The organism is Dendronalium sp. ChiSLP03b (assembly GCF_034531165.2).
GTDB classification, from domain to species: Bacteria; Cyanobacteriota; Cyanobacteriia; order Cyanobacteriales; family Nostocaceae; genus Dendronalium; species Dendronalium minutum.
Map to the genome: position 1 here is coordinate 54,086 of NZ_JAVRBR020000016.1, position 17,587 is coordinate 71,672.

Consider the following 17,587-nt stretch of genomic DNA (forward strand, 5'->3'; position numbering starts at 1 on the left):
TGAAAGCGTAACCAGTTGCAGACATTACATCTGTAATATTGCTTTATAACGAAAATGTCAGGCGATCGCAGATTCTTGCAGGAACGGCGCGATCGCCTTTATTATGTCTTTAATATACTATTATCGTGTTGATGTGTCAACACACCAATATTAAATTAATTAACAGAATATTTGTAAACTTTCAAAGCAGTTTTAATCAAAGGCGTGCAAGACTAGCACCTAATTTAGATGCGCTAGACACTGCAACCTTAGAAATGCGATCGCGGCAGTTAATTTGTGTTAATTGCTAACTGTCAAGTAGATCGGCGCAAATAAATATAATATGTTCTGTCATTGCGAGGAACGAAGCAATCCCAGTCATTGCGAGTGCAACAACGAAGCAATTGCAATGACATTGTGTAATTAATTCTGTCCGATTACTTATCAGTGCGTTGCGTTATGGCGTAGAGTAATGCTACTTGCGACATTGACTTCTCTACAAAGTTAAGTGCTATTGATATTATGCAATCATCGATAGCAATAAAAACGCAACCTAGAACATCTTGCAACTGAAGCAAAGATATCTACAATGCTTGCGACTTAGATAAGTAGCGCATCACTTGCACTGCAAAATACAATAATGTACCGTAAAATATTACCGGAGAAAGCCATTTTAGCCATTGCAGGTGTAATCCTAGATGAGAGAACCCCAGCAGCAAAGCATCATCTAACAAACTCAGCAGCAAGGGTAATAACTGTTTAGGAAAATTCTGAATTGGGTTTCTTGGGTTACTATTCATAACCTCAAGTTACTAAATTTATCTGTAAAACATTCACATTCTTGAGGCATAACCTAAAGCAATCTTTGGGTAGTATTTATTGTGATTTTCGTTCGCAATCAGCGCTTCAACTGCTTAGCACAACGATTAGAGGCAGTAACTACAAAATTTTATTTACAGTTGTCTACTTATAATGGATGATTTTCAAATTTGAATTGATGAAAATTGACAATTATTGATTATTTCATGAGTAAAATAAATTAAAACTTAACAGAACCGTCAGAAGCTAAACATGACAACTATCCAAACAACCTTGGTTCTTGCAATGACGGCTGATGGAAAAATTAGCGCCGTAGACCCTAAAGCACCTCGTGATTCCGATCCAGTCGATCAAGCACACTTGGAATATCAAGCATCTTTAGCCGATCTCATCCTAGTGGGAGCGGGGACAATGCGAGCCGAAGGACAAACCTTTACAATTCGCAATCCCGAACTACTAGCAGCGCGTCAAATTCGAGGTCAGTCTCCCCAGCCGATTACTTGTGTGGTGACGCGATCGCTCGATCTAAGTCCAGACTGGGCTTTTTTCAGCCAAGACGTTGAGCGATGGATCTTTACAACAAAGGCAGGTTTGGAGGGCAATTCTAATAAAGCAAGCTTAGATAAGGTAGCTGGTTTAATTGAATTAGGAGATCGAGAACTAGACTGGAATCGAGCTTATGCTTTAATGGCAGAACGAAATATCCAGAAAGTCGTGGCATTAGGAGGTGGTTCTTTGACAGCCACTCTCGTGGAAGCAGGGCGAATTGACGATTGGTGGTTGACCATTTGGCCTGTTATTTATGGAGGAAAGGACGCACCTACCCCAGTCGAAGGAGAAGGTTTTATTCCTCATGCAGCTCCTCACCTGCAACTCATTGAAACTCGGCAAGTAGGCAGTGAGTTATTTTTGCACTATCAGACAATCAAGTAAAAAAGTGATATAAAAGCGATCGCCTGAATGAACAAGCGATCGCTTTTATATCAAGATTTATCTATGCCACACATAGACTAAAAAGCCATCTTACTATCTTGACTAATAACTCTGATATACAGATTTCTTATTAGAAAATACGGAAAATTATATTCAGCAAATCTGTACAAGACAAAAAAGTAAGCTAAAACACATTTAGATTTTCATCTTAAAATTTCATCAAACTCTTGAAGGATAGGCATTTTGTTTACCCAGTTAATACAAGTTAAATTTAAAACAAACAAGTTATTAACTATATTTGTTGTGTGATGTTAAAATATGGTTATTAGCAGGTCATTATCATTAATTGTATGTTCAGTAAGGCATAAAATTAGGAAAGCCTATGCGAACCAGCAAGAAAATCGAGGCAGAAATCCGGGAAAAATTTGGTTTTTTCCCACCTTTCTTTAAGCTAGCAGAACACAATACACAGGTATTAGAAAACCTATGGCAACAAACACTTTCTGCCTATATCAATAATCCTATATCAGCGCTGTTCAAAGAAAAGCTTTTCGCATACCTTTCGCGTTACTGTTCTGTTCCTTACTGTTTGATTTGCCACAGTTGCGCTTTACGCACTCTGGGGTTGAAGACACAAGAGGTATTAGAGCTACTGGAATCACCGCCCCCAACAGAAAAGGAAATTGCAGCACATCTCTATACACTTGTACGTTCAGATAGCGAGCAGATAATTTTATCAGATTTAAATCCGGCAATCGAAAAGAGTCTATTTTATTGTTCAATATTTATCTTCTTGGAACGAGAGCAATCTGAGTATTGTCGAACTGAGTTGCGCCGCTTGCTCGGACCTATGAATTACCAGCACTTAGTGACATTTTTAGCTTATATTAAGACCTGTCATGTATGGATGGAAGCTCACCCTGAAATCAATTATGAACCAGACAACCGAGTTGTTGAGCAACTAAGTAGTTTACTTGAAGAAACACCAAAGTTAGCTGATTTTTTCTGCAACTACATCGAGAAAGTCAGGCGCGAACAACAGATATGGGCAGAACAGGCAATCCAACTTGCTCAGCGCCAGCGGCATCAGCAGGCAATACGAAAAGCTTGCGATGATTTAGAAAGACAGGTTGAGGAAGCAACTGCCAAACTATCAGTATCTAGTATGCTTCTAAAACAGGAAATTGGCGATCGCTTACAGGCAGAGGCGCAATTACTCCATATTACCGATCGTGATGCATTGACAGGTCTACCAAACCGTACTCTATTCATGAAGCGGCTAGGACAGACAATTGAGCGTACCAAAAAGTCTAAGGATTTATTTGCCGTCCTCTTTTTAGATTTAGATCGCTTCAAAGTAGTGAATGATAGTCTTGGGCATACCAGCGGAGATCGACTATTAATCGCGTTTGCTCAGCGACTAAAAAGTTGCTTACAGTCTGGAGATACATTGGCGCGTCTAGGAGGAGATGAGTTTGCCATCTTATTAGAGGAAATTCAGGAAATCAACGATGCCATCCAAATTGCCGAGCAGCTCCAACAGGAATTAACTATACCTTTTTATCTGAATAGACATGAGGTATTCACTACCGTCAGCATTGGCATTGCTCTGAGTACAACAGGCTATGACCAACCAGAGAATCTTCTACGCGATGCTGATATTGCAATGTATCGTGCCAAAGCTTTGGGTAAAGCGCGTTACAAGATATTTGACACGGTTATGTACAGCGAAACCACAAAGCTTTTGCAATTAGAAATAGACTTGCGGCGTGCTGTTGAACGCCAAGAATTTCTCATTCACTATCAGCCGATTGTTTCTTTGAAAACTGACAAAATTATCGGTTTTGAGGCTCTTGTGCGCTGGCAGCATCCCGAACAGGGTCTTGTGTTCCCCACAGAGTTTATTCCAGTGGCAGAAGAAACTGGACTGATTGTACCCATAGGCTATTGGGTACTTCGAGAGGCTTGTCGGCAACTACACGAATGGCAGCAGCAATTTTTGGAAAACAAACTAATAATTAGCGTTAATCTTTCTAGCAAACACCTTTTACAATCTCATCTCAGCGAACAAATCCGCCAAATCTTACGGGAAAATAGCTTAGAACCACACAATTTAAAACTGGAGATTACTGAAAGTGTGCTTATGGAAAACACTCAATCTGTAAGAACCAAGCTTTTGCAACTGAGAGAACTAGGTATTGAATTATATCTAGACGACTTTGGTACTGGCTATTCATCATTAAGTTATCTACACTGTTTTCCAATTAATGTATTAAAAATTGACCGCTCCTTTGTCAACCGGATGGATATCAATGGTGAGAGCGCAGAGATTGTAAGAACGATTATTGCATTAGCCCACAATCTGGGCATAGATGTTACAGCCGAAGGAATAGAAACGGTAGAGCAACTCAAGCAACTTAGGATACTGCAATGCAAACATGGGCAAGGAAACTTCTTTTCCAAGCCAGTACCAGCATCAGCAGCAAGAGCTTTGATTGCAAAACAGCTGGACTTATACCAATTCGTAATTCATAATTAATAAACTCAGATTTCTTCTGGATTCCCAGCTTTGAATCTGTTGCTTTGTTTTGGAGAATTAATATTAGTCTCTTCTCCCAAATGTTTCAATTGAAGTGAACCTGAATGTTTGCAAGCAGGATGAGGAAGCGGGAACAAGGGGGACACGGAGACACAAAGAATTCTTTCTTTGCGTCACCCTTAGGATTCACCAGTCGCCCCATTTGCGCGTCTTCCTCTTTCTCCTGCTACCTTGCCAGATACTACAGTTCTACATCGGGAGGATGCAGTACTCCATCAATTACATGAATCACTCCATTACTAGCTTTGATATCTGGTGTGGTCACTCTTGCTCTATTCACCGTTATATGGTCTTTCTCAGCCTTAACCTCAACTGGGCTACCTTCAAGTGTCTTAAACGCAGCAGAATTGATACTTTTGGAATCAATTGCGCCAGAAACAACATGGTAGGTCAAAATCTTTTGCAGAAGTGCCTTGTTTTCTGGTTTCAGCAGTTTTGCCAAAGTGCCTTTTGGTAGAGCAGCAAATGCATCATTCGTGGGCGCAAACACCGTAAACGGGCCTTTGCCAGACAGCGTTTCTACAAGTCCCGCTGCCTTCAAAGCTTTTACCAGGGTACTCAAAGATTTGTTGCCACTGGCAATATCGACAATTGTGCCTGTACTTTTTGCTTGAGTAACTAATACACTAGACTGAGGCGAGAAATTAGGGTGAAATTGAGCCAAAGTTGGAAGGCTGATTAAAAGACTAGCTACAACTGCAATGGCAAGTATTTTAATCAAGCTTCGAGATTTTTGCGTATTCATGAGTGTACATTCCAGATTTTGTCAAAGTGTGGTTACTTTTGTTGCAGTATCTCGATCGCAGTCTTTGCGATCGAATTTCAAGAACTGCTTTCCGTGTTTGCACAGCTTTAGCCTGGATTGCTTTCGATATTTGACAAGTAACTGTTAATTACTAACAGTCACAAATGACTTAAAACTCTGATGGGGAAGGCAATACACTACCTTACAAACCCATCCTTTTTACAAAACATCTGCCGCGTATACAGATAGTAAGCTCTTTATCGTATCTTCACCCAGACTTTAAATATATGATAGTTGCAGATATTAAAAATTGCGACCTTTTTTTAAATATTATCAATAAGACTAGTAGTCAACTAAATTAATGGTTGCAATCTTGACAGTCAACCAATTTTTAAGTATAAATGTACTATAAGATTTTATTGGATCGAGATTTAACACTCCCGCGTTAGCCAACAGGAGAGCAAAATTAATGAAGCTATCTAAGGTAGACTTGAGCAGTTTATTAGCGATCGCTCACTCTGACGGATATTTGCAGTTATTGCTCGACCGAGGTGACGAGCTGGAGTTTTTAGAAATTCCTGCACCAATACAAGCTTACGAAGGATTGCAAGAACTGAACGAGATTATTGCTGAAACTCATGCACTTGCTTTTGAAGAAGAACCAATCGCTATGTTACCAGTTAGCTCAACAATGGCGGCGGCTGTAGGCTACGATCGCGACGAATGCATTTTGCAAGTTGAGTTTCAAAATGGAGCAATCTATCAGTATTCAGGTGTAGAGCCAGAAACTTGGGAAGATTTACATGCAACAGACTCAATTGGTAAGTTTTTCAATGACGAGATTAAGGGTAGATATGAGTGCGATCGCATAGATAATACTGATGGCTATTGCTACTAATTTAATGTGAGTTCGATTTGCGCTAGTAGCGACTGTCTTAAAAGTCAAGCGATCGTAAAAAAAACCAGGACTGAGAAAATTGACGCAACTGGGGAACGCTGCGCTAGATTCATGTTATTAATAAGTCAATTTAGTCAAACTATAAAAATCAAATTTTCTCAGTATTTCTAGAAATGTGAATACCGCAGGAACATGAAGACCGTTGGATATAACTGCAACTGCCATCACTCTCTCTAGTGGTATTGGTAAACTGTATGCTTGCACTCCTTGGGGAATTGGCGCAGCTGCTAGACGAGGGAGAATAGCTGCTCTCAGTCCTTGATTGACCATGCTAACAATCGTGGAATCTTCTTGAATATCGCCAATGGTATTTATAAAAGGTGCTAGATTCTTGATATGGTTGTGGAGAGATTTTCCACAGGGTAGACAGGAAAGCAACACTGGTGAATATGGAGCTATGTCTTCCCAAGTAATTTGTGGACTGCTAATTTTGGCTTTTGGTGGTAGTAAAGCAACATACTCATCCCGAAGAATTTCCCAAGCTTCAAATTCATTGCTAGTGGGTAGATAGGTAATACCAATATCGGCGCGTCCTTCACGCAAAGACTGTTCGACATCAAGATAGGCAGGGCGTTCTATGATTGTTACAGCAACTTCTGGGAATTTATCGTGAAACTTAGCGATCGCTTTTGGTAGTAAGTGAGTAGCAACGCTCCGAAAAGCCGCAATCCGCACATGACCGCCGTGTAAACCTTTATGTAGGTTTGCTTCTCTTTGGATCATCTCTAGATTTTGCAATGCCTGACGAGCATGGTATAAAATACGCTCTCCTGCTGGTGTTAGTACAGCACCATGACGACCTCTGGCAAATAAAGGCACACCCAGCTCTTCTTCTAAAGTAGCAATAGCATGACTCACTGCTGGTTGGGTAAGCTGCAATTCTAAGGCTGCCTCACTAAAGTTACCACGCTCTGCTATTGCAACTATGGCGCGAAGTTGAGAGAGTTTCATGGGTAATCAAGGTTATATAAAGCTTGACTTAACGTTGGCATAAACATTATATCAGCCATTCTTTTTATTTATAAATGCCATTTATAGAAAACATGCAAATTATGATTTGATTACTAATTGAAGCATTGCTAAAGTTTGATTTATAGAGCTAATTTCAGGAATAATTCTATGAAAGATAACGTTAGATGCCTAAACTCAGAAAAAATAGAAATGAATTGTAATGCTCTAAATAAGAAAGATTTTAAATTCAGCACTCACTTACAAGTTTGGGAATTTTTGTATGGTATCTGGCAAAAATTTGTCAAAAATTTATTAGCAGATCCTAACGAGTTACAAGTTTTCCAAAAAGTAGATCGCCATGGCAATATCTATTGGAATGCTTACGACCCCGCAACGGGAAAATCTTTTTCGTCAGGCTCAGAAGCTGACGTATGTCTGTGGATTGAACAGCTTTATCGATACTAGAAAATGACACAACTAACTTTAGTGATTGGCAATAAGAATTATTCATCCTGGTCGCTTCGTCCTTGGTTGGCTATGAAACAATTCGGTTTGCAATTCCAGGAAATCCACATTCCTTTATACACTCCAGATTATTCACCAAAAATTCGGCAATATTCTCCATCAGGAAAAGTACCTGTGCTATTGCACGAAACTCAAACTGTGTGGGATTCCCTAGCTATTTGTGAATACCTCGCTGAAACATTTCCGACTCTGCACTGGTGGCCAGAGGATAAACCTGCAAGGGCATTCGCTCGTTCTATCAGTGCGGAAATGCACTCAGGTTTTCAAAATCTGCGTCAGAATATGCCAATGAACTGCCGTACTAAATACCCTGGCAAAGGTTTAGCATCTGGCGTACAACAAGACATTGACCGCATCACTGCTATCTGGCAAGAATCACGCCAAAATTTTGGATTAGGTGGCAATTTGTTGTTTGGCAATTTCACTATTGCTGATGCGTTCTTTGCACCTGTTGTTATACGTTTTAGAGCCTACGATGTACAGTTAGATGCTGTTTCCAGGGATTATGTCGAAACAGTTTTAGCACTACCAGCTATGCAAGAGTGGATAAAAGCAGCGCAGAACGAGACAGAAATTCTTTCTCAATACTAGTTTTAGCTATTATTCAATAGCCCCTCAACCGAGGAATTAGCAGTATAACAAGTTAATCAAAATTTAGTTTCATCTTCCAAGAAATACCACCAACTCGGTTGATTGTCTCACTCCCCGCGACTACTTCAAAACCCATTCCTTTATATAAACTCAAAGCTGGATTTGTGCTTCTGATACTAAGTGATATTGATGGATAAGCGGATTTGGCAGTTGATAACAGATGAGTAAGTAACTGCGTTCCTATGCCTTGATTTCTATATTCTGGTAGAATTGCGATCGCTAATTCTGGAGTGCGATCGTTAATGTAACCATATCCTTTATTGTCCCCTGTCAGTAAACGCAGCCAAGCTGCTCCTATTGGCTGATTGCTACTTACTAAAGTGGCGACAAAACCTAAGTCATCTTTAAGTCCCCAATTTTTGACATACTTTGACAAATCGGAATGATTCATCGCATCCTGAATTGTAAGTTCACCTTCTTCTGACATGTGCGCCGCTTCGTAAAGCATTTGCCAGAGAAAAGGTTCATCTTCCTGTGTGAGTGGACGAATTGAGTAATCCATTTAAGGCAATTTATACCAATCCTCTAAATTATTTACCCTGCTTCCCCTGCTAGCCTTCTGTAGCAATTTCAAGGAGAAACGGTATTACTCAGTGGAGTCGGTAAACCGTCAAGACTGACGAGGTTTTTCTGTTGTTGATAATCTCGAACTCCTTGTTCCCCTTTGTTCTTTGCCCAATTTACTATAGTCTGGCGTTGACCTTGATATTTATATAGTGGTACGCCATAACCACAAGAAGTTTGCACTTTCTCGATATCAGCAACAATAATTTGACGAGTTCCAGGAATCTGGGAAAATAGAGAGTACAGAGAGTTCCATTCAGGGGAACTTGGTAAAATTGTGTGTCCTTGACCGTAGAGACGCAGAATGCATGGAGGTTCCTCAAAAGCGCAAAACATCAAGGTGATTCGTCCATTTTCTTGAAGATGGGCGGAAGTTTCGTTACCGCTACCTGTGAGATCCAAGTAAGCTACTTGGTTAGGAGAGAGGATGCGAAAGCAATCCAATCCTTTGGGAGATAAGTTAACGTGACCTGTAGGACTAAGAGGTGCAGAACCAACAAAGAAAAGGTGTTGGGTAGCAATAAACTTTTGTAGTTCGTCAGTAATACAGTCAAATAATTTAGCCATAGACTGTCTAACTTAACATATTTGCAAACTTCCCATATCTTCAGCCTATTTTTTAACTCGTAATCGAGCAATATACTCTTTCTAGCTCTGGGTTGTTGATGTTACTACACATTTTCCCGCATACCTTCGGCTTTTACAAGTAAGTATATTATACATAACTTTGATTTCATCCCAAATAATGTTAGCAATATTTTGTTGCATAAATAACTCATTACATTAGGTACTTGATGTTACTTTGAGAGAAGATGACTGTCGGATCAGAAAAGATAATGCACCGCAAAACTTTGCAATTTTAAGGCAGAAAATAAAATTTACTATATGCTTTTTACCAGTTCCTGAAGGGATAAAATCAACATCATAGCAATTGTCGGGATCTCCAGATAAGGGATTACATTTACTAATATTTACTTCAATATTAGCCTTTATAACTAAATCTTTGATCTTCAATAGTGCCTGAGCATCTAGCTGCTTGTTTTGTTGATAGTAATAGTAATTTTTTAAGAAACAACAATCTTCTATTTGAGGTTGAGATATCAAATTTATATTATCTAATTTTAAAAAATTAACTAAATCATTAACCACTTTATCTGAAAATACAGTTTTTATTAGATTTTTTTCCCATATTTTATCTCTTTCACCATATTGTTCTTGATTGAAATAGATTAATTCAGTACCTAAACTACTGGCGATAAAATGAGGGAATAACCTCAATTCATATTTATTTTATAAAATATAGAGTTTAAACTACTGCCAGTAACCCAACCAAAAAAATTGTTTTTCATGTGTTTTATTTAATAAATACTCCTCAAGTTATTTGAGATCGTTTTTATGACACTCTCTATTTTTATGAGCAAGATAAGTTTCATCAAAATCAGTAAAAACAACATATTTTGGTTCTGTGACAAAAGGTAACAGTTTTATATTCTGAGTGTCATATTTCATAATAATATTTTTATTTTTTATTTTTCAAATAAACTTGAAGTAGTTTACAGGCATTTAATTTTTTATTTTTATGAATATTTAAAAGCTGGCTTCTTTTTTTGAGTGTCAATAGGATTTATTATGCTGTAAATCCGCAAAAGCTAGATAGAGTACATATTAGGTTTTATGAAGATAAAATATAAAATTTTATCTTTACGCAAGTTTAATTTTTATACAGGTCTAATGATTAGTTTGACTAGATTATCCAGGAGGCGATCGCATTCCATTGGCACTAAATCACCACTATGAAGAATATCTCGAAGCATTACAAAATGAACCATTGTTCCCATGAATGCTCGCGCTGCTACTTCAGCATCGGGAAGTTCTAGTTCAGGCTGAGAAGCTAGATATTGGGTGAGAGATTCCAACATCGGTTTTTCAATGTTCTGTACAAATGCTCTCGCTAATTCTGGAAAGCGTCCTGATTCACCGATCACAATCCGCAAGAATGTCAGGGTTTGCGGATCCTCTGCGACACGATTCAGCATCATAGTTGCAAACGATTTCAAGAAAGAAGCGACATCACCCTGAGCAAATTGGAGTTGAGTTGAATTGAAAAGCTCTTTTTCGCAAGCCAATTGCTGCATGAGTGCTGTAAATAGACTTTCTTTATCAGGAAAGCGCCTGTAAATAGTTGCTTTAGAAACACCTGCCGCCACTGCAATTTTATCGATTCTGGCGGCAGCATAGCCGTTTTCTAAAAACTCTTGCATTGCTCCATCTAAAATAGCTTCCGTCTTTTCAGGAGATAGGTCGCGCTCAAAACTCTTAGATTTCATGACTCAATGGGTGCAAATAGACTAGAGAATCCACTAAAGTGATTCACCTAATTTTAAGTATACCCTTGACAAGACGAAACAGTTTCGTTTAGGTTAATCTAAAAGACGAAACAGTTTCGTTTCGTTCTTAAGAGATAACTAGGAGCTTGCTAATGCTTCAAAACTTACCAACCAGCACTGCTTCTGCTAAATCCCGTCAATGGGTTGGGATTACAGCTAGCGCACTAATTCTTGTAGGTGGAGTTTCTGCTTATGCTATCTGGCGATCGCCATCGACTCAACAAGTAGGGAATTCAACTACAGCAATCAGTTCACCACAAATCACAACAGTCACAGCCTTGGGACGCTTAGAACCTCAAGGAGAAATAATTAAGTTGTCAGCGCCGACTGCAAATAACGGCAATCGGGTGGAACAATTACTGGTGAAACCAGGCGATCGCGTCAAGGTAGGACAAGCGATCGCGATTTTGGACAGCCGCGATCGCCTTTTTGCGGCATATCAGCAAGCACAGGAAGATGTGAAAGTTGCCCAAGCAAAACTGGCGATAACCAAAGCCGGAGCTAAAACCGGGGAAATCAATGCTCAACGTGCCGAAATAGATCGTCTGGAAGCACAACGCCAGGGAGATATTAATGCTCAAACCGCAACAGTAGCTCGGTTAACATCAGAGCAAACAAATGCCATGAGAGAGTACAACCGTTACCAGTCCTTGTATCAAAAAGGCGCAATCTCTGCTTCAGATCGAGATAGCAAACAGTTAGCTCTAGAGACCGCACAGAAGAGTTTGCAAGAAGCAAAAGCAGTGTTAGTACGGATTCAATCGACTAGTCCAGCGCAACTCAATCAGGCAAGAGCAAATCTAGAGCGGATTTCGGAAGTACGTCCGGTGGATGTGAAACAAAACCAAGCAGAAGTCGATCGCGCTGTTGCAGCTATGAAGCAAGCAAAAGCCGAACTCGATCGAGCTTATGTGCGATCGCCGATGAATGGTGAAATTTTAGAAATTCATACCCATGCGGGAGAAGTGGTTGGGAATGATGGCATTATCGAAATTGGGCAGACTGAGCGGATGTATGCGGTTGCAGAAGTCTATCAAAGCGACATTAGTAAAGTCAAACTCGGACAAAAAGTGCGAATCAGCAGCGATTCCATTCCAGGCGAACTACTAGGAAAAATAGAACGTATCGACTCCCAAGTCCGACGGCAGAACATTATCAACACTGACCCCAGCACCAATATTGATGCCAGGGTGGTCGAAGTGCATATAGCTTTAGATGCAGCCTCAAGTAAAAAAGCTGCTAAATTTAGCAATTTACAAATTACAGCCCAAATCGAACAATGATCGCATTCATCGAGCAATTTCAACGGCGGACACCGCTCGGATGGCTGCAACTGAGCAAAGAAAAAGGCCGTCTTCTTGTGGCATTATCAGGCATTGCTTTTGCTGATGTGTTGATGTTTATGCAGCTTGGCTTTCAAAGCGCTTTGTACGATAGCAACACAAAACTGAGTCGCAGCTTAAATGCAGATATTGTGTTGGTCAGCCCCCAAGCGCGAAATACACAAAATTTGGGTACATTCTCACGGCGACGTTTGTATCAGGCCAAGGATATTCCGGGAGTCGAATTAACACAAGCGTTTTACTCCAACACGATTACTTGGAAACATCCTGAGACTCGCAAAGATACATCTATGCAAGTGATAGGTTTTTCTCCTGAACAACCTGCCTTGAACTTGCCGGAAGTGAATCAGCAGTTGCATAAAGTCAAGCTGCCAGATCGGGTTTTGTTCGATCGCAATTCTAGGGGAAGTTATCAGGATGCGATCGCTCAAGTTGAGCAAGGAAAAATTGTTACCACGGAAATCGAGCGCCGTACCGTTACAATTAGCGGATTATTTACATTAGGAGCATCCTTTGGTGCTGATGGAATTTTGATCGCCAGCGACCAAACCTTCTTGCATTTTTTCCCCCGACGAGAAGCAGCCAGCATCAACCTGGGATTAATCGCACTCAAACCTGGATATAACTCAAAGCAGGTGGCCACTGCATTAGAATCTTATCTTCCCAATGATGTCAGAGTTTTCACTCATGAAGAATATATCGCTTTTGAGGAGAGTTACTGGCAGAAAGAAAGTCCAATTGGATTCATCTTTGGATTGGGAACAGCAATGGCATTTGTAGTGGGTGTTGTGATTGTTTATCAGGTACTTTCAACTGATGTTAACAGTCATATAAAAGAATATGCCACTTTCAAAGCAATGGGATACCGTAATCAATACTTACTAGCAGTAGTTTTTGAAGAAGCAATTATTCTGGCATTTTTAGGATTTATGCCGGGTTTGGTGTTACCAATCGGGCTTTATCAATTGGCCGCAAATGCCACTGCACTACCCATTTCCATGAAATTTTCCAGAGCAACGCTTGTTTTGATTTTAACCATCATTATGTGTGGAATTTCAGGAGCGATCGCTACTCGTAAACTACAATCTGCCGATCCTGCTGATATGTTTTAACAGAAGTTAGAAGAAATTAAGTAGGTCGGTGTTAAAAATTGTCGTTATGGCAAGGCAAAAGGCAGAGGGCAGAGGGCAGAAGGGAAGAGGCTTTCAAGCACCTTTACTTTTCGTTACATAGTTTGGTTGATTTGCACCTTTCTACTTAATTACAAATTAGTATTATGACTAACGAACCTATAATTTATATTCAAAATTTCAATCACTACTTTGGTCAAGGTCAATTACAAAAACAAGTTTTATTTGATATCAACTTAGAAATTAATGCTGGTGAAATTGTTATTATGACTGGGCCTTCCGGTTCTGGCAAAACTACATTACTCACCCTGATTGGTGGACTGCGTTCTGCTCAATCTGGTGGAAGTTTGAAAGTCTTAAAGCGAGAGCTGTGTGGTGCCAGTGCAAAAGAAATGACGTTAGCACGACGACATAACGGCTACATCTTTCAAGCACACAACTTGCACAATAGTCTAACTGCTTTACAAAATGTCAAAATGGGCTTGGAACTACACAACCATTTGTCACTAAAACAGATGCTAGAGCGTTCTGCTCAAATGTTAGAAAATGTTGGTTTGGGGCATCGTCTCAACTATTATCCTGATGATTTGTCTGGAGGACAAAAACAACGAGTTGCGATCGCTCGTGCTTTAGTCAACAATCCTCAAATCGTTCTGGCTGACGAACCAACTGCTGCCTTAGATAGTAAATCCGGTCGAGATGTAGTCAATCTAATGCAGACGTTAGCGAAAGAACAAGGCTGCACCATAGTGCTTGTTACTCACGATAATCGAATTTTGGATGTTGCCGATCGCATTGTCCACATGGAAGATGGCAAATTGACTAATAATGCAGTTTTAAGTTTAACCCCTTAAATTAATTAGCTCGTAAAGTTGTAATTCTTGTTCCAGAATAAAAACTAACTCGGAATCGAATGGCACTAAGAAAATCCAATTTCTATTTTCTTCTGCCTAGAGTAATAAAAGAAGATAGAAAAAATTAAAGCGATCGCTTGATTTTGCATGATAACAGTTAACTGCTGTGTACTGTGATATGACTTTGACCACCTAAATACTGATTATACGAGCGAGTAGCACAAAAAGTTTTCTACTATGTTGCTTATTTAAATCGTATTTACTTACAATTCTCTTTTATCTAAAGTTACATACCTAGCGAAGCTCATGTTATTAACTATTTTATATTATTTTTTTAATAAAAGTTAGCTTGCATTCGTTGATAAGTAGTATTCAAATATTTACAGTTTTCAGCGTAAAACTTGACTACCGATAAAAGTAAGAAAAGTAGGAAAAGTAGGAAAAGTAAGAAAAGGAGGAAACTTTGTATAACTCATTTACTTTTAAATATAAAAAGTGTAAATTAATCGGATTGCTATATTAAGTAAAAATCTTGTAAGTCTAGTATATTTTTTTTATAAAGTTACTAATTTTATACTTTAAATATTTAGATTTAGATTGTACATTTACTTAAGTTGTTATTTTAGTTTATACAACTCTGCATAAACATGAAAAAGCGTTGCAAAGTGGCATCCGGCGTTGCTATTGTTAGTTTTGGATTAGGAATGATGAGTAGTGTTCAGGCATCAAGTGTTACTTTAAGTACGTCAGATAGCCAGTTTACAGAAGGCTATAACAATCAAGGTTGGTGGAATACGTACACTTCTAATTTTGACTATAACAGCAATGACAATGACAACTATCTGACTGGAAAATTGAGAACAACAGTTTATCGTAGCTTTTTTACATTTGACCTTGCTGCTTTAGGAAACCAGCCTGTCTCTTCAGCAACTCTAAAAATTCAGCGATTTGAAGGTTTCGGACGTTCAATTCATACTTTAGGTTTTTTTGATGTTTCCACACCTGCGATCGCACTCAATCAGAAAATTAACAACCCTGATTTTAGTATTTATAACGATTTAGGGAGTGGAAAAAGTTATGGAAATTTCAAAGTCAGCTCTTCTGGTGATGAAAATGAAATTCTCAGTTTTTCTCTAAACTCGAACGCTATTGCAGATATTAATACAAACGATCAAAAATATTTTTCAATTGGAGCCGCGCTTCTAGACGATCTTGAACCAGCATATCAGTATCTGTTTGCATACAGTGCTGATACACCTGTTAAGCTTGTGGTCACAACTGCTTCAGCACCCGAACCTCTAACCCTTGGTGGGACAGTGGTTGCTGGCGTTATGGGATGGTGGATAAAGCGGAAACGACAAGCACGCTAAACTGCATAGGTTCGGGTGTTTATGTAACTCGGAAACATCGGGTTTAGTTCTTATATCAAGCCTAGTACATGGCAAGCTTTATGTATCAGGCTTGATATGAATATTTAGCAACAGGTATAGAGAATTGGGGACTAGGGATTAGGTAAAGAGCGGAAAAATTATGGAAGGGGATTTAACAGAGAACATATTTTAGAATACTTCTCCAGTACCCAGTTTCTAATCCTCAACACCACCTCACTCAACAGACGTAACTCCCCTTCGGGTTCACCACTTTGCTTATGCCGGGAAACCCTTCCACCGCAAGTGGTTCACCGCATATGAATGGTTCCCTAACTTACGCCTACGTTAGTTTTTTGCGTTAACTGAACTGTATTCAGCTACTTAATAACCTATGTAAAAACAGGCAAGAGTATATCTATCTATTTACATAATTTATTTGTTGCATCACTAAGTATTAGTATCAGTGTAGTCATTAAAGTTTTATAAATACATATAATCGCGGTTATCATTTTTTATAAAAAAAATAACAATAATGTACGGGTAAGGTTGTTAAACAATCAACCACATCTTTAAACACTATTAACAGTAGTGTTATTTCCAATAGTCTTGTCTTTGAAGAAAATCTATATACTGACCTTAATTACTATAGAACTAGACTACTCAGAAGTTGAGTATGTAACTTCTATAGACTTTGCCCAAAGCTTGCAATCGCGATTTTTCAGCAATTAAATATTCTTAGCTAATCAAGCTTTATCTATAACAACATATATAAAGCTAAATTCGGCTTAGATTTTTTCTAATTTTTCCTAAAAAGTTTGTAGGATTTGGTGTTTTTTAAACTCCATTGACAGACACACAAGTGTATCATTTACCTATGGGTTATTCCAGATGAAAGAAATACTTGCATTGATTGAAAAACAAAAGCAAGAGTTTGCCCAATTGCCTTTATTTGAATTTATGAAAGATAAAAGTATAGACCCTAGACAAAGGCTAGCTTGGGCACCCTGTGCTGCTCCTTTTATTATGAACTTCGGAGAACTAAACAAATATTATTTTCGAGAAGAACCAACTAGCGATCCGATTCAAGCAATAATTAACAAACATACTTATGAAGATGACCATCACTGGCTTTGGTTTTTAGAAGACTTAGATAAACTTGAACTTGACCAACCACTAAAATTCAGTAATGCCTTAAGATTTCTTTGGAGTGATGAGACGAAGAATAGTCGCTGGTTGAATTATCAACTTTGTCGATATACTTCACAAGCTACTCCTATCCAAAAGTTAATAATAATTGAAGTTACCGAAGCAACGGGAAATATTATGTTTTCCCATGCAGCAAAAATTAGTAAAGAAATTAAAGCAATTACCAACAAACAATGTCGCTATTTTGCAGATTTCCATCTAGCTGTGGAAACCGGACATATGACAGGCTCATCTGACATAGAAAAATTTATCGAAGACATAGAATTATCAGAAGAAACTCGACAAGAAGCTTTTGAATTAGTCGAAATATTATTTGAATGTTTTGGCAAATTTATCAATGGACTTTTGATTTATGCCAACAATCACAAAAATTTCCAACAAAAGTACGAGCTTATTTAGTTTAGAAGCTAACAGGGAACAGGCAACAAGCAAATCCTCATTTCATAATTAAAATTAGGGAATTTGGACAAGGACTTATTTATCTTGAAAAAATCGCTCCAATTGGGCAAAGCTAAAGACTGCATTTCTCACTTTTTTTGCGCTACGCCAGAGTGAGAAGAAGGTTTTTATTTT

General features: G+C 38.8%; 17 protein-coding genes. 10 read left to right on the forward strand and 7 right to left on the reverse strand.

What is annotated here, in order from left to right; genetic code table 11:
- Positions 1-563: 563 nt before the first annotated feature.
- Positions 564-779, reverse strand: a complete 216-nt coding sequence (locus RMY31_RS03475; RefSeq protein WP_322656870.1) for a hypothetical protein — start codon at positions 777-779, stop codon at positions 564-566.
- A 271-nt stretch (positions 780-1,050) separates the two neighbouring features.
- Between RMY31_RS03475 and RMY31_RS03480 the strand changes: the two genes are divergently transcribed.
- Complete coding sequence (locus tag RMY31_RS03480; RefSeq protein ID WP_322656871.1) at positions 1,051-1,731, forward strand: RibD family protein; 681 nt, start codon at positions 1,051-1,053, stop codon at positions 1,729-1,731.
- Between the two features lie 382 nt (positions 1,732-2,113).
- Positions 2,114-4,270 carry a putative bifunctional diguanylate cyclase/phosphodiesterase gene (locus RMY31_RS03485; protein ID WP_322656872.1) on the forward strand — a complete coding sequence of 719 codons (2,157 nt, stop codon included), beginning with the start codon at positions 2,114-2,116 and terminating at the stop codon, positions 4,268-4,270.
- Between the two features lie 241 nt (positions 4,271-4,511).
- On the opposite strand, the gene RMY31_RS03490 is transcribed toward RMY31_RS03485, so the two are convergent.
- Positions 4,512-5,075, reverse strand: coding sequence for a fasciclin domain-containing protein (locus RMY31_RS03490; RefSeq protein ID WP_322656873.1), 564 nt, complete (start codon positions 5,073-5,075; stop codon positions 4,512-4,514).
- 469 nt (positions 5,076-5,544) lie between these two features.
- Between RMY31_RS03490 and RMY31_RS03495 the strand changes: the two genes are divergently transcribed.
- The gene (locus RMY31_RS03495; protein ID WP_322656875.1) at positions 5,545-5,973 is read left to right on the forward strand and encodes a KTSC domain-containing protein; all 429 of its coding nucleotides are present in this window, start codon (positions 5,545-5,547) and stop codon (positions 5,971-5,973) included.
- 117 nt (positions 5,974-6,090) lie between these two features.
- On the opposite strand, the gene RMY31_RS03500 is transcribed toward RMY31_RS03495, so the two are convergent.
- Complete coding sequence (locus tag RMY31_RS03500; protein ID WP_322656876.1) at positions 6,091-6,984, reverse strand: LysR family transcriptional regulator; 894 nt, start codon at positions 6,982-6,984, stop codon at positions 6,091-6,093.
- Positions 6,985-7,152: 168 nt separating this feature from the next.
- Between RMY31_RS03500 and RMY31_RS03505 the strand changes: the two genes are divergently transcribed.
- Both RMY31_RS03505 and RMY31_RS03510 read left to right on the forward strand, forming a co-directional pair.
- Complete coding sequence (locus tag RMY31_RS03505) at positions 7,153-7,449, forward strand: hypothetical protein (protein WP_322656877.1); 297 nt, start codon at positions 7,153-7,155, stop codon at positions 7,447-7,449.
- A gap of 3 nt (positions 7,450-7,452) precedes the next feature.
- Positions 7,453-8,100 (forward strand): glutathione S-transferase family protein, encoded by a 648-nt coding sequence (locus RMY31_RS03510; RefSeq protein ID WP_322656878.1) that lies wholly within the window; start codon positions 7,453-7,455, stop codon positions 8,098-8,100.
- A 52-nt stretch (positions 8,101-8,152) separates the two neighbouring features.
- On the opposite strand, the gene RMY31_RS03515 is transcribed toward RMY31_RS03510, so the two are convergent.
- The 4 genes from RMY31_RS03515 to RMY31_RS03530 form a co-directional block, all read right to left on the reverse strand.
- A complete protein-coding gene (locus RMY31_RS03515) occupies positions 8,153-8,662 on the reverse strand; it encodes an N-acetyltransferase (RefSeq protein ID WP_322656879.1) in 510 nt (169 codons plus the stop codon).
- A gap of 68 nt (positions 8,663-8,730) precedes the next feature.
- Positions 8,731-9,291 (reverse strand): pyridoxamine 5'-phosphate oxidase family protein, encoded by a 561-nt coding sequence (locus RMY31_RS03520; protein WP_322656880.1) that lies wholly within the window; start codon positions 9,289-9,291, stop codon positions 8,731-8,733.
- A gap of 216 nt (positions 9,292-9,507) precedes the next feature.
- Positions 9,508-10,002, reverse strand: coding sequence for a hypothetical protein (locus RMY31_RS03525; protein ID WP_322657084.1), 495 nt, complete (start codon positions 10,000-10,002; stop codon positions 9,508-9,510).
- Between the two features lie 440 nt (positions 10,003-10,442).
- Positions 10,443-11,051 carry a TetR/AcrR family transcriptional regulator gene (locus tag RMY31_RS03530; RefSeq protein ID WP_322656881.1) on the reverse strand — a complete coding sequence of 203 codons (609 nt, stop codon included), beginning with the start codon at positions 11,049-11,051 and terminating at the stop codon, positions 10,443-10,445.
- Between the two features lie 152 nt (positions 11,052-11,203).
- Between RMY31_RS03530 and RMY31_RS03535 the strand changes: the two genes are divergently transcribed.
- From RMY31_RS03535 to RMY31_RS03555, 5 genes are all read left to right on the forward strand, one after another.
- A complete protein-coding gene (locus RMY31_RS03535; protein WP_322656882.1) occupies positions 11,204-12,394 on the forward strand; it encodes an ABC exporter membrane fusion protein in 1,191 nt (396 codons plus the stop codon).
- On the forward strand, positions 12,391-13,566 hold the full coding sequence (gene devC, locus RMY31_RS03540; protein WP_322656883.1) for an ABC transporter permease DevC: 1,176 nt from the start codon (positions 12,391-12,393) through the stop codon (positions 13,564-13,566). The genes RMY31_RS03535 and devC overlap by 4 nt, the downstream gene beginning before the upstream one ends.
- Positions 13,567-13,730: 164 nt before the next feature.
- Complete coding sequence (locus RMY31_RS03545; protein WP_322656885.1) at positions 13,731-14,438, forward strand: DevA family ABC transporter ATP-binding protein; 708 nt, start codon at positions 13,731-13,733, stop codon at positions 14,436-14,438.
- Positions 14,439-15,085: 647 nt separating this feature from the next.
- Complete coding sequence (locus tag RMY31_RS03550) at positions 15,086-15,808, forward strand: PEP-CTERM sorting domain-containing protein (RefSeq protein ID WP_322656887.1); 723 nt, start codon at positions 15,086-15,088, stop codon at positions 15,806-15,808.
- A gap of 888 nt (positions 15,809-16,696) precedes the next feature.
- A complete protein-coding gene (locus RMY31_RS03555; protein WP_322656889.1) occupies positions 16,697-17,413 on the forward strand; it encodes a hypothetical protein in 717 nt (238 codons plus the stop codon).
- Positions 17,414-17,587: the final 174 nt, after the last annotated feature.